This window comes from Bacillus cereus, from assembly GCF_025917685.1.
Taxonomy (GTDB): Bacteria; Bacillota; Bacilli; order Bacillales; family Bacillaceae_G; genus Bacillus_A; species Bacillus_A cereus_AT.
In genome coordinates, this window is the sequence record NZ_CP089518.1 from 4213035 (window position 1) to 4225987 (window position 12953).

Sequence of the window (12953 nt, forward strand, 5' to 3'; positions counted from 1 at the left end):
TTCCGTTCACCTCTTCTAGGCAAAATCATACTTTCATTTGTAGTTTTTCCGGAAATGGGGGTTTTATCCCTAATTCATAGAATGCTCACATTAAGAATTATAGAGTTCCATTATTTCTATTTACTTAGAAACGCGTTGATTATGTGAAACCTTCTTTATAGCTTTATTGGATTGCATCGTTGCTATGTAAACACCAATTAGCACAATTATCATTCCAACTATTTGTTGCCATGTAACAGTTGCTCCATATAATATAACCGATATACATGTAGCCACAATGGGTGTTAGATTTAAATACATACTAGCTTTACTTGCACCTAGCTCTTCTACCCCTTTATTAAACACGATATATCCAATTAACGTACCGCATACCACCATGTACAACATCTCTATCCATCCCTGTAAAGAAAGCGTCACAACCTTTCCCCAGCCATCTTCATACAGAGAAAGTCCTGCTAAAAAAACAGTTCCTAATACCGTCATACTCATTGTAGTTAACAAGGGTGATACACCACGCATAACTTTTTTCCCTGTTAAGCTATATAACACCCCACATATTAAAGCAGCTATAAATAAAAGATCCCCCTTATTAAATGATAAAGACATAAGTTTATGTACTGAACCACCCGTAATAACAACTATTACACCAATAAGAGATAAGATTAAACTTATTCCTATTTTTAAATTCCAAGATTCTTTAAAAAATAATATTGCTCCTAATGTCACAAAGACGGGTATTGTAGCAATGATAAGTGAGCCATTCATAGTAGAAGTATAGTGAAGTCCCATAAAGAAAAAAACATTGTAACCAAAAATACCTGTTAACGATACAAATAATAGCCCTCGCCAATTTTCAGCTAACAAACTTGTATCCCACTCAGATTTCATCAAGACTATCCCCATCAAAATAAAACCAGCTAAGCCAAAACGAATTGTCGCTGCGGTAATGGGTGGTATCTCTGTAATAATATGCTCTGCTGTTGCAAAAGAGCCACCCCAAAATAAAGGAACAAGTAACATAATTACGTACATACGATTTACATTGTTCATTCTTATTACCCCTTTTCACAAAACAAGTTTATAAGTTTAAACTTGTTTACTTATTGATCAAAAAAATTAGTAATTTGACTCTATCGCTTGAAGTAAATCCTTCACTTGTTTTAAAAATTCTCCAGCTACTATAGAATAAAAAATTTCTTTTCCACTCCGCTCCGCTACAATTAATTCTGCTTGTTTTAAAATTTTCAAATGATGCGAAACAGCCGGTCTAGAAATCCCCATTTCATCTGTTATTTGCGTTACATTCATCTGTTTGTTTTTTAATAACAACATAATAATTTGCTGACGATTCTCATCTCCCAGTGCCTGAAATATAGGTGTTACGACCTGAAATTTCTCTAATACAACTTCTGTATTTCTACATTCAAAACTCTTCATATCCTCTTCATCCCAACTATATATAAAAAATATGTAATATATTACCATTCAATAATAACTCTTTTACATGCACTTGTAAATAACTTTATTTTCTGACTTTAAAACCAACAAAAAAAGAGAAGCCTGGATTCCTCCAATCTTCTCTTTATATTCATATAAAATGAAAGACGCCTGCAAAGCAGGCGTCTTGATGCGTTTACGGCGAGAGACCAGGCGACCACATTCGCGTGTTTAGCACTTAAGCATATCTCTCGTCTTACGTAAATTAGCTCATCGCTTTGCTAATATAACATTAATAAGATAGAAGCGCAACATGTTTATAAAAATATTTTATTTCCTCTTTCATCCAAACGGACTTTGTGCAAATTATAAATTGATAAATGCAATATATATGTTACAATCAATATAACAGCGAAATCATAATAAACTGGAGATGGATATTGTGAAAAAAATAAAGGATGAACGTCTCATTCTTCAAACGTTAAAAAACATACGTATTGCCTTTCTTTTTCAATCACTTGGTATAATTGGAATTTTAGGATATATCGGATTCACTGAAGGAGTGGATCAAATTACGAAATCTCCCTTGTGGTTATTATTTATGCTTACGAGTATAGTACTTAGTTATTTACAGTTAAGTATTTCAATCGATGTAGAAGAAAGTGAAAAGGAAATAAAGTTAACTCCTTATTACAAACTTGTTTTACGCTCTCTTATTGTTGGAATTATCATAGCTATTATTTATATTATTTTCAGTCCAGAAAGACCTCTGTTTGAAGCTATTCTTACAGGTAGTATTTTCTTCATATGCTTTTTAGCGTCTTACTCCGTTAGTTATTTTATAAAAAAACGCCGTTTACAAGACGACGATGAATAAAGAGGAAGGGCTACCCCTTCCTCTTTTGTTTTGCTATCGTACTGTACCAGTCAGACCGTAACGAATATCTCGGAACATATTTGTTATGTCACGATTAAAATCGTTTGTAGCTGTGCCGTTACGTAAACGTGTACTCATTGCATCGACACGAGTAAACATGTCATTTCTTACAGAAACATATACGTTTCTATTTCCAACTTCATTTGCAACAGCTTGACGAATTTCGTTCGCCATCGCTGTTTCATTCGTCGCTGTATTACGTGGTTTTACCGCAATCGCTACATCGTTTCCATATACAACTGTAGAAACTCGGTCTACGTTATTCATACGTTTCACACGATTCGTAATTTTCTCCGCAGTTTTACCATCATTGTTAATGTATGAATTGTTCATTGTAATATTACGAGTTGGATGCGGATTAGCAATTTGCCCATTGTAATTTACATCGCGGTAATAATTGTACCCTGTATCGTTACGACCGTTGTAATAATTGTACCCTGTATCGTTACGACCGTTTTTATATGTTACATAATCTGTATAGCGATCGTTACGCGCTACATTATCACGATACTGGTGTGTATCATTATAAGATGTACGCTCGTAATTGTAGTTACGTCCATCCATAGCATTATTGTTTTTTGGTGTACCACATGCAGCTAATGCACTGGTAACTAACAAAGAAGCAGCAATCACTTTTACTTTCGTATTCAATACAAAAACCCCCTCTGTTAGAATGAACTTCTCTTCTGAAAAGCTCCCTCTTATGATGAGTAACAAAGAGGTTTTTTACACTGTTAATATTTCACTAGGAATTTTCTAACACTTGATGAAAAAACTTTATTTTTTTTAATTAACATAAATGCAAAAAAGGCGGGAATAATCCCACCTTTTTTAAACTTCCTCTTCGTCCTCTTCTTCCAAAACTGGCTCTCCAAATACATTTGGTGGATCTGGTTGATAATACATCGTTCCTGGCTGTGGTGCATATGCTGGCTGAGTTGGTTGATAATATAATGGGTTAGCATATTGCGGTCCACCTGGTTGTGGGCTATATAACCTACTTTCTCCTCCGCATCCACAATCTTCTTCACCTTGCACGAGTGGCGGCATATTATTATCCATTGGCATCATATTCGAATTTGGCATAGAAGTATATTGCGGCGCCATTTGTTGATACGGCATTTGATTGTATGGATTTTGTTGCTGATACTGCGGATATGGCGGCATCATTGGCTGTTGATACGGCATTTGATATGGCATCATATTTGGTGGTTGATTGTTATCCATTATCGGCATCATATTCGGCGGTTGATTGTTATCCATTATCGGTATCATGTTTGGCATTTGATTGTTATCCATTATCGGCATCATATTTGGCATTTGATTGTTATCCATTATCGGCATCATATTTGGCATTTGATTGTTATCCATTATCGGCATCATGTTTGGCATTTGATTGTTATCCATTATCGGCATCATATTTGGCATTTGATTGTTATCCATTATCGGCATCATGTTTGGCATTTGATTGTTATCCATTATCGGCATCATGTTTGGCATTTGATTGTTATCCATTATCGGCATCATATTTGGCATTTGGTTGTTATCCATTATCGGCATCATGTTTGGCATTTGGTTGTTATCCATTATTGGCATCATATTTGGCATTTGGTTGTTATCCATTATTGGCATTATATTTGGTGGTTGGTCGTTATCCATTATTGGCATTATATTTGGTGGTTGGTTATTATCCATTATTGGCATTATGTTCGGCACTTGTATATTTGGCGGTATTACTTGCGGAATAGTAACATTTTCTTTTGATACGTTTGGTGAGACTATATTCCCTATGTTTTCTTTCTTCACTTGTGGTGAGACTATATTTCCTACATTTTCTTTCTTCACTTGCGGTGAGACTATGTTCCCTATATTTTCTTTTGATACGTTTGGTGAGACTATATTCCCTATGTTTTCTTTCTTCACTTGCGGTGAGACTATGTTCCCTATATTTTCTTTCTTCACTTGCGGTGAGACTATATTCCCTACATTTTCTTTCTTCACTTGCGGTGAGACTATGTTCCCTACATTTTCTTTCTTCACTTGCGGCGAGACTATATTCCCTACATTTTCTTTTTTCACTTGCGGTGAAATTATGTTTCCTACGTTTTCTTTTTTCACTTGTGGTGAGACATTTCCTATATTGTCTTTTTTCGTTTGCGGCGAAATGACGTTGTTAGGTTTCATTTTATTAATTTGAGGAGCAATTAACTCGCTTCCCTTTTTTATTACATCTGAAATTTTATATTCTTTTTTCGCTTTAATTGGCGGTTGCGGTGGCTGTGGCAATACATTAATGGAAAATTTAGTATTCTCCTTCGTAGTTGGCTTTTGCTTTTCTACTTTCTCTATAACAGGTGGTTTTTGAATAACAGACGGCTTTTCAACTGGTTTTTCTTTTTGAATCGGCTTTTCTTGTTGTACTTCTTTTTGCGGCTTCACCTGTATTTCTTTTTGTGGTTTCACTTGCATTTCTTTTTGCGGTTTTACCTGCATCTCTTTTTGCGGTTTTACCTGCATTTCTTTTTGCGTTTGTTGCATAGCTGGCTCTTGTGTAATCGGTGCTGATTGATACGTAATTTCCTCTTCATCTTCTATTCCAAGTGGAGTTGGTGTTGATGCAAACTCTTTTTGTTGCACCTCTTTTACATATTGTTTTGGCGGCGTAGAACCCGCTCCAGGCTGTTGTTTCACATGAACGCCGTTTGATGGTACTTTAATTTTCATACCTGGCATGATTAAATCTGGATTACTAAGCTGTGTATTTGTTTTTTTCAGCGTGTCAAAATCCACTCCGTACTTTTTCGCAATTTTCCAAAGGGTATCCCCTTTTTGCACGATATGAATTTTCAAATTTTCCCCCTCCTGTATAACTTATCTATAAGTAACAAATCTCATGAAGTAACCCTTTCTAAATAACATTAACTTCTTTTCACTTTTATCACTTCTTCTATTTTCAATATAGTTCGAAGTGGAATAAGCATAAAAACCACAATGATTTCTTCAAAACAATGTATGCCTATTTCGCTCTCGTTATGATTATATGTATGAAAAAAAGCAACGGAAATCCCGTCGCTTTAAACACGTTCTAACATACGATTTAATGCAAGAACCGCTTCTTCTGTTACTTGATTTTCTACACGGATAACGTTAATTTCTTCTCCTCTTTCTATATTCTCGAGCGCCCATAGTAAGTGAGGTAAATCAATTCGATTCATCGTTAAGCAAGGACACATAAACGGATTTAGCGACATAATTTCTTTATCTGGATGTTGCTGAATAATTCGATTTACTAAATTCATCTCTGTACCAATCGCCCACTTACTTCCCGCTGGAGCAGCTTCAATCATATCAATAATATATTTCGTTGACCCTGCATAATCGGAAGCAGCAACAACTTCATAACAACATTCAGGGTGAACAATAACATTCATATTCGGATGATTTTTTCGCACGCTTTCAATGTTTTTCACAGTAAAATTTTGATGAACAGAACAATGACCTTTCCATAAAATCACTTGAATTTCTTCTATATCTCCATCGTACTCTAATGAATCTGTATGTGGGTTCCATACTGCCATTTTATCTAACGGGATGCCTAAGTCGTACGCTGTATTTCTTCCTAAATGTTGGTCTGGTAAAAAGACGAGACGTTCTTTTTGTGTAAACGCCCAAGACACCATTTGTTTTGCATTAGAAGAGGTTACTGTTGCCCCTCCATTACGACCGCAAAATGCTTTAATTGCAGCTGTTGAATTTACATACGTTAGTGGAATCATCGTATCCCCAAATAATTTCGCGAGCTCTTTCCACGCTCTTTCTGTTTGTTCAATATCTGCCATATCCGCCATTGAACACCCTGCACGCATATCTGGTAAGATGACAACTTGATCCTCTGTCGTTAACATATCTGCTGTTTCCGCCATAAAGTGCACACCACAAAACACAATATATTTCGCCTCTTTATTACTCGCCGCAACTTGTGCAAGTTGCAACGAATCCCCTGCCGCATCTGAAAATTGTACCACTTCATCTTTTTGATAATGATGCCCTGGGATAAATAGCAATTCACCCATTTTTTCTTTAATTTCGCGAACACGCTCTTCCATTTCTAATGTAGACATCGTTTGATAACGCTCTGGTAACATTACTTCGATTGGCTGCACTTTCTCTAAAATACCCATTTATGATTCTCCCCCTCTAAACCACTCTCATCACGCCTCAATATTAAAACTAATATCAAGTGCTTTCACTGAATGTGTTAACGCCCCAAGTGAAATATAATCCACTCCTGTTTTTCCGTATTTCGATAAATCTTCAATTGTAATGCCACCTGAAGCCTCCGTAACGATGGCACTCGGTACAATTTTTGAAAACTCACGAATCTCATCTGGCGTGCGATTATCGAACATGATAATATCTGCGCCGGCCTCTACCGCTTCTCTCACTTGCGCCTCCGTCTCTGTTTCGACTTCTACTTTCACCATATGTCCCAATCTTTCTTTCACCGATGTAACAGCTTTTGTAATCGATCCAGTAAACGTAATATGATTGTCTTTAATCATGACACCATCATACAAACCGAATCTGTGGTTAAATCCACCTCCGCACACTACCGCATATTTATCAAACATACGTAGTCCCGGCATCGTTTTTCTCGTATCACAAATACGCGTATGATTGCTATCTAACGTAAGTACTGCTTTACGAGTCATCGTTGCTATCCCGCTCATACGCTGAATAATATTTAATATAACGCGCTCCGCTGTTAATAAAGATGCAATAGGCCCTTTAGCTGTTGCTATAATTTCACCTTTTTCTACTAAGTCCCCATCTTTTTTATGGAGTGTAACTTCAATTTTTTCATCAATTAGTTTAAAACCCTCTTCTATTACTAAACTCCCAGCAAAGACCCCTGTATCCTTTACAAGAAACGTTCCTTTCGCAAGTGCATTATCAGGAAAGATAAGCTGAGATGTTACATCTCTTTCTCCTATATCTTCTAGAAAAAATCTATTTAGTGCTTCCTTAACTTTTAATGTGTTCATAAAACCCCTCTTCTCCTCATTAAACAAGTTGTAGTTTTCTTCTCACTCGAATAAATTCTTTCCTTACTTTATTTCTTTCTGGATAATCACTGCGATAATGACCACCAATACTTTCTTCTCTTTGCAACGCTGATACTGTTATAAGCTCACAAACTGTTAACATATTAATAAGCGTAATTTCTTCATTTGTAAGAGCATCATATTGTAATATCATATTTCTCACACCGTACCTACTAAACCATCTCGTAGCATATGATAAATCTTTCTCTGTTCGCACAATCCCAACATACTTCATCATGTATTCTTGTATTTCTTCTTTCAACGGTAAACCATTAAGAGCTATAAAACTTTTTTCCCTCTCTTCTGATATACTTTTTCTTTCTTGTGCTGGTCTAGCTAAAATGTGTTTTCCTGTCCGCCTTCCGAACACAAGACCTTCCAATAATGAATTGCTCGCCAATCTGTTCGCACCATGAACTCCATTACACGCCACTTCACCGACCGCATATAAGTTGGAAATGGACGTCTCCCCATCACAATTCGTCTTCACGCCGCCCATATGAAAATGAGCACCCGGTACAACCGGAATAAGGTTCCCTTTTAGGTCAACGCCATTCTTTTTACATAATGATGAAACGGTCGGAAAACGCTGTTCAAAGTCTTGAATAGTTTCGATGCTTAAGTACACTTTTTCACCCGCAAGAAGTTGTTCATGAATAGCTCTTGCCACTACATCACGCGGAGCAAGATCTTTCCCGGGATGTATATCCATCATAAAACGCTGTCCCTTTTCATTGATAAGGACAGCTCCTTCCCCGCGGACTGCTTCAGAAACGAGACCACAACATCGCTCGCCCACGTATAACATTGTCGGATGAAATTGTACAAATTCTAGATCAACTAGTTCACCACCAGCTCGATATATCATCGCAAGTCCATCGCCTGTAATTGTCTCGTCATTCGACGTAAAGGCATACAAACCACCTATTCCGCCTGATGCTAACACCGTATAATCAGCATAATAACGCTTCAGCTCTCCTTCACTATTTCGTGTTAAAGCCCCTATGCATTTATTATTTTCTATCATAAAATCGAGCACCATCTCTTGCTCTACAACAGTAACGTGCGGAACTACTTCTTGAATTAAATGTTCTAATAAATTTTTACCAGTTGCATCTCCTCCCGCATGTAAAATACGACGTTTTCGATGCGCTCCTTCTTTACCAAGGTGGAGCTCTTTTTCATCCCCATCAAATTTCATCCCATTTGTAATAAGCTTATTTATTTCTTTCGGCCCCTCTTCAACTAAATACCGAACTGCTTCTTCATTGTTATAATGACAACCTGCCACTAATGTATCTTCAAAATGCCCACTCGGATCGTCATATGCAGCAACAGCCGCTGCAATTCCCCCTTGAGCTAAATGCGTATTGTTATTGCGTCCTGTTTTTTTTGTGATAATTATCACATTCTTTTCGTGACAAAGCTCTTTTGCAACACGAAGTGCCGCAACGCCACTTCCAATAATCAAGACATCTGCACTTGGCATAATTATTGCCTCCTACTTTACACTTTTCAACTGTCTTGACACCTATATTTACATAGTTTTAAAATAATGACAAGAGTTTTTTTACAATTCTTATTTTCAATATCATTCTCAAAACGAAAATAAACATCACTCTTACTGAAGAGAGGAATTCACATGATGATATATCTTGATTACGCAGCAACAACACCTATGAGCGAAGAAGCTTTAGAAACATATATACAAGCGACAAAAACATATTTCGGAAACGAACAAAGTTTACACGATATTGGCGGAAGTGCATCTTCTTTATTACAAGTTTGTAGAGAAACATTTGCAGAAATGATCGTGGGGAAGGAACAAGGTGTATTCTTCACAAGCGGTGGTTCAGAGTCTAACTATCTTGCGATTCAATCACTTCTAAATGCTAGAAATGAGAAACATATTATTACGACACCTATGGAACACGCATCGATTCGAAGTTATTTTCAATCCTTACAATCGCAAGGCTATACAATTACTGAAATTCCTGTTGATAAAAGTGGGCTAATTCATTTAGTAGATTTAGAAGCAGCTATTACGGAAGATACTGTTCTAGCAAGCGTACAGCATGGAAATTCTGAAATCGGAACCGTTCAAAACATCGCAGAAATCGGGGCACTTTTTAAAAAATATAATGTTTTATTTCATTCGGATTGTGTTCAAACATTTGGTAAACTTCCAATAGACGTTACAACGATGTCAATTGATAGTCTCTCAGTTTCAGCCCATAAAATATACGGACCAAAAGGTGTCGGCGCTTGCTATATAAATCCGCAAACGCGCTGGGAACAAGTATTTCCGGGAACTTCTCATGAAAAAGGGTTTCGCCCTGGTACAGTGAACGTTCCTGGCATCGCTGCTTTTTTAACGGCTGCAGAGCATATATTAAAAAATCAAAAGAAAGAGAGCTTCCGTTTTCAAGAGTTACGATCCTATTTTTTAAAGCAATTTCAAACACTTCCTCTAGAAATTGAAGTAGAAGGTCATTCTACTTCTTGTTTACCACATATTATTGGGGTTACAATAAAAGGAATAGAAGGTCAATATACAATGCTAGAATGTAATCGTCATGGTATTGCCATTTCCACCGGAAGTGCTTGCCAAGTCGGTAAACAAGAACCTTCAAAAACAATGGTCGCAATTGGAAAAACGTATGAAGAGGCAAAACAATATGTCCGCTTTTCTTTCGGACATCACACAACGAAAGAACAAATTGATACAACTATTCATGCACTACACACAATTGGAAATCAATTTTATAGAGGTGTTAAATCATAATGAAACAAAATGATCAAAAAAAGATTTTAGGTGAAGAAAGACGTCAGCTTATTCTTCAATGGCTTCTCGCTGCAAATGAACCATTATCAGGGAGTGAGTTATCTAAAAAAACAAATGTAAGTAGGCAAGTTATCGTACAAGATATTTCCTTACTAAAAGCACGAAATGAACCCATTATTGCGACTGCTCAAGGATATTTATATTTAAAACCACAAGCGAAGCAACAAGCTTTTGAACGCGTAATTGTATGCCAACACAAACCAGCCGAAGTACGCCAAGAACTTACAATGTTAGTGGACCACGGTGTTACGATTAAAGACGTAAAAGTTGAGCATCCTGTATACGGTGATTTAACAGCATCGATCATGGTAAGTAATCGCTTTGATGTAGAGCAATATTTACAAAAAATCGAAAACACAAACGCTTCCTACCTTTCGCAACTAACAGATGGTATTCACTTACATACAATCGAAGCAGATTCTAAAGAGAAATTAGATGCTGCTTGTGAGGCACTAGACCGTGCTGGATTTCTCGTTTATTAATTAATGTAAAGCACAGAGTTTTTCATCATTCTCTGTGCTTTTATTTTGTAAATGATATAATATTGTAATCAATTGTAAAGGAGGTCAAATATGGGAATTGAACTCGTTCACTTTAGCACCGGTAAACCGAAACAAATGAAATATGGCGAAGATAAAGAAATGATAACAGGTATATGTAAAGATCCTACAGAAGAGGCCTTTCTCTCAAAAGACGGATTCCGTGGTGATGATGTAGCAGATTTAAAACATCACGGGGGACCTGACCGCGCAGTTTGTGTGTACCCACACGAGCATTACGCACTATGGGAAGAGGAATTTCAAACTACGCTTCCAGCTTCCACATTTGGCGAAAACATTACCGTAACAAATATGTTAGAGCGTGATGTTTGCATCGGAGATACATATCAACTAGGTGAGGCAATCATTCAAGTGACACAATCGAGAGTACCTTGTAGCACAATTTCAAAACGTCTTGGCATCCCTGGCATACTGCCGCGCATTGTAGCAACTGGATTTACTGGCTACCTATGCCGCGTTCTTCAAGAAGGTACTGTACGTCAAGATTCTAAAATTACATTACTAGAGCGTCCATCAAACAATGTATCTGTTTTGTTCTCTAACGAAATTTATTTTCATAATAGGAAAGATAAAGATGGCATTGAGAAGATTCTTGCTGTACCAGAACTAGCTGATATTTGGCGTGGTCAGTTAGAGGATCGTCTTGCGAAGTTGAAATAAAGAATCCCACCTTCTGCAGGTGGGATTTTATTAATCTAGCAAAATTATTTCTGTTGATTCAATAGAATAGACAGCTTGCTCTGCCCCAAACCGATAATACGTTTGAATTAATTTCATACGTAACCGTTCTAAAAGTTTACGCGAAGGTATATTAGCCATTTGTGTTACTGCAATTACTTTTGATAAATGTAATTCCCGAAAACCATACTGAATTACAGCCTGAACAACTTCTGTTGCATAGCCAACTCCCCAGTACATCGGTAAAAATTGATAAGATACTTCAATATCTTTATTAACATCATTTGGATCGAGCGATACTACTCCCAAAAATGCTTTTGTTTCCTTCTCTTTAACAATCCAATACCAACAGTTTTCTTCCGGATGCAACATATCATTCAAAACATCTCTAATCGACTCTTCTTCACGCGGTCCACCAAGATATTTTCTCACTTCTTCATTTAAATATAGTTCTTTTATACTTTCGTAATCTAATTCATGAACTGTATTTAATAAACAACGTTTCGTTTCAAGCAAGTTTAACAGCCTCCTCGCTTTTTACAACCAATAAGAAGAATAACTTCCCAGCACAGTAACAGAAAAACCAAGCGCTTCAAGCTCCATCGTTACGCCTGGCAGTAATACGTCATCGTATGCTTTATCGACATCGATTAAGAAAAAGTAATTTCCAAGACCTGTTTTCATCGGGCGAGATTCGATTTTTGATAAGTTCAATTTTCTCCATGCGAAAGCTGATAACACTTGATATAGCGCTCCTGCATAATCTGCAGGTAACGTTATCATAAGCGTCGTTTTCTCTCCGCGATTTTCTCCGTTTTTCGGGAGTACTGCTTTCTTTTTCTTATGCAGAACAAGGAAACGCGTATGATTGTTTTTGTGCGTATGAATGTCATGCCTTACAATTGTTAATCCGTATTTTTCTGCCGCTGCTTCATTTGCAATGGCGGCGATTTTTTCTTCAGGATGTTCTTTCACATATTGCGCAGCAGCGCTTGTTGATGTCATATCGCGAACTGTTACCCCTTTTAATTCTTCATTTAAAAATTTATGGCACTGTGCAATAGCATGTGGATGAGAATGTACAGCATATACTTCTTCCCACACTTCTGCATACTGGGGATGTACGAGTAAGTGTTGCTGAATCGGTACTGTAATTTCTCCTACAATAGAAAGTGGTTGCTCATGTACGAGGTAATCAACCGTTATATTTACTGAACCTTCAATCGCATTTTCTAACGGTACAACTGCAAAGTCTACATTTTCATTTGCAGCTGCATCTATACAATCTGGAATCGTTCGGTACGGCACATGCTCTGCTTCCGGAAAAAAACGACTCACCGCCATATTTGTAAATGTTGCCTCTGGTCCTAAATATCCTACTCGAATCATCG

Annotated in this window: 12 protein-coding genes and 1 pseudogene; 4 read left to right on the forward strand and 9 right to left on the reverse strand. The window is 37.0% G+C overall.

What is annotated here, in order from left to right; genetic code table 11:
• Window positions 1–120: 120 nt before the first annotated feature.
• Window positions 121–1050, reverse strand: a complete 930-nt coding sequence (locus tag LUS72_RS21900) for a DMT family transporter (protein WP_264448251.1) — start codon at window positions 1048–1050, stop codon at window positions 121–123.
• 66 nt (window positions 1051–1116) lie between these two features.
• Window positions 1117–1437, reverse strand: a complete 321-nt coding sequence (locus tag LUS72_RS21905) for an ArsR/SmtB family transcription factor (RefSeq protein WP_097831044.1) — start codon at window positions 1435–1437, stop codon at window positions 1117–1119.
• 442 nt (window positions 1438–1879) lie between these two features.
• Here LUS72_RS21905 and LUS72_RS21910 point away from each other — a divergent pair, with 442 nt between their 5' ends.
• Window positions 1880–2314, forward strand: coding sequence for a branched-chain amino acid ABC transporter substrate-binding protein (locus LUS72_RS21910; protein WP_141533497.1), 435 nt, complete (start codon window positions 1880–1882; stop codon window positions 2312–2314).
• A gap of 33 nt (window positions 2315–2347) precedes the next feature.
• On the opposite strand, the gene LUS72_RS21915 is transcribed toward LUS72_RS21910, so the two are convergent.
• From LUS72_RS21915 to nadB, 5 genes and pseudogenes are all read right to left on the reverse strand, one after another.
• Complete coding sequence (locus LUS72_RS21915) at window positions 2348–3025, reverse strand: YhcN/YlaJ family sporulation lipoprotein (RefSeq protein WP_098361861.1); 678 nt, start codon at window positions 3023–3025, stop codon at window positions 2348–2350.
• A 2006-nt stretch (window positions 3026–5031) separates the two neighbouring features.
• Window positions 5032–5224: pseudogene (gene safA, locus LUS72_RS27340) on the reverse strand (SafA/ExsA family spore coat assembly protein); the annotation flags it as partial.
• Between the two features lie 224 nt (window positions 5225–5448).
• Window positions 5449–6555 (reverse strand): quinolinate synthase NadA, encoded by a 1107-nt coding sequence (gene nadA, locus LUS72_RS21925; protein WP_264448253.1) that lies wholly within the window; start codon window positions 6553–6555, stop codon window positions 5449–5451.
• A gap of 30 nt (window positions 6556–6585) precedes the next feature.
• Entirely contained in the window at window positions 6586–7419 is an 834-nt protein-coding gene (gene nadC, locus LUS72_RS21930) for a carboxylating nicotinate-nucleotide diphosphorylase (protein ID WP_097830575.1), read from the reverse strand.
• Between the two features lie 19 nt (window positions 7420–7438).
• Window positions 7439–8968 carry an L-aspartate oxidase gene (nadB, locus tag LUS72_RS21935; RefSeq protein ID WP_097830574.1) on the reverse strand — a complete coding sequence of 510 codons (1530 nt, stop codon included), beginning with the start codon at window positions 8966–8968 and terminating at the stop codon, window positions 7439–7441.
• Window positions 8969–9121: 153 nt separating this feature from the next.
• Here nadB and LUS72_RS21940 point away from each other — a divergent pair, with 153 nt between their 5' ends.
• The 3 genes from LUS72_RS21940 to LUS72_RS21950 all read left to right on the forward strand — a co-directional run bounded on the left by LUS72_RS21940 (window position 9122) and on the right by LUS72_RS21950 (window position 11544).
• Window positions 9122–10264, forward strand: a complete 1143-nt coding sequence (locus LUS72_RS21940; protein ID WP_264448254.1) for an IscS subfamily cysteine desulfurase — start codon at window positions 9122–9124, stop codon at window positions 10262–10264.
• Complete coding sequence (locus LUS72_RS21945) at window positions 10264–10806, forward strand: transcription repressor NadR (RefSeq protein ID WP_071745750.1); 543 nt, start codon at window positions 10264–10266, stop codon at window positions 10804–10806. Before LUS72_RS21940 ends, LUS72_RS21945 begins: the two co-directional genes overlap by 1 nt.
• Before the next feature lie 90 nt (window positions 10807–10896).
• Window positions 10897–11544 (forward strand): MOSC domain-containing protein, encoded by a 648-nt coding sequence (locus LUS72_RS21950; protein WP_097830572.1) that lies wholly within the window; start codon window positions 10897–10899, stop codon window positions 11542–11544.
• 30 nt (window positions 11545–11574) lie between these two features.
• Here the strand turns inward: LUS72_RS21950 and LUS72_RS21955 are convergent, their stop codons facing one another.
• Together LUS72_RS21955 and pheA are read right to left on the reverse strand one after the other, a co-directional pair.
• Window positions 11575–12078 (reverse strand): GNAT family N-acetyltransferase, encoded by a 504-nt coding sequence (locus LUS72_RS21955; RefSeq protein ID WP_071771729.1) that lies wholly within the window; start codon window positions 12076–12078, stop codon window positions 11575–11577.
• A gap of 21 nt (window positions 12079–12099) precedes the next feature.
• Complete coding sequence (gene pheA, locus LUS72_RS21960; RefSeq protein WP_097830571.1) at window positions 12100–12951, reverse strand: prephenate dehydratase; 852 nt, start codon at window positions 12949–12951, stop codon at window positions 12100–12102.
• Window positions 12952–12953: the final 2 nt, after the last annotated feature.

What these genes read in the sequence shown, in the direction of transcription:
- LUS72_RS21905 (WP_097831044.1), bottom strand. Translation starts at nt 1,437, where the DNA reads ATGAAGAGTTTTGAATGTAGAAATACAGAAGTTGTATTAGAGAAATTT.
- LUS72_RS21940 (WP_264448254.1), top strand. Translation starts at nt 9,122, where the DNA reads ATGATGATATATCTTGATTACGCAGCAACAACACCTATGAGCGAAGAA.
- LUS72_RS21950 (WP_097830572.1), top strand. Translation starts at nt 10,897, where the DNA reads ATGGGAATTGAACTCGTTCACTTTAGCACCGGTAAACCGAAACAAATG.
- nadC (WP_097830575.1), bottom strand. Translation starts at nt 7,419, where the DNA reads ATGAACACATTAAAAGTTAAGGAAGCACTAAATAGATTTTTTCTAGAA.
- pheA (WP_097830571.1), bottom strand. Translation starts at nt 12,951, where the DNA reads ATGATTCGAGTAGGATATTTAGGACCAGAGGCAACATTTACAAATATG.
- nadB (WP_097830574.1), bottom strand. Translation starts at nt 8,968, where the DNA reads ATGCCAAGTGCAGATGTCTTGATTATTGGAAGTGGCGTTGCGGCACTT.
- nadA (WP_264448253.1), bottom strand. Translation starts at nt 6,555, where the DNA reads ATGGGTATTTTAGAGAAAGTGCAGCCAATCGAAGTAATGTTACCAGAG.
- LUS72_RS21945 (WP_071745750.1), top strand. Translation starts at nt 10,264, where the DNA reads ATGAAACAAAATGATCAAAAAAAGATTTTAGGTGAAGAAAGACGTCAG.
- LUS72_RS21900 (WP_264448251.1), bottom strand. Translation starts at nt 1,050, where the DNA reads ATGAACAATGTAAATCGTATGTACGTAATTATGTTACTTGTTCCTTTA.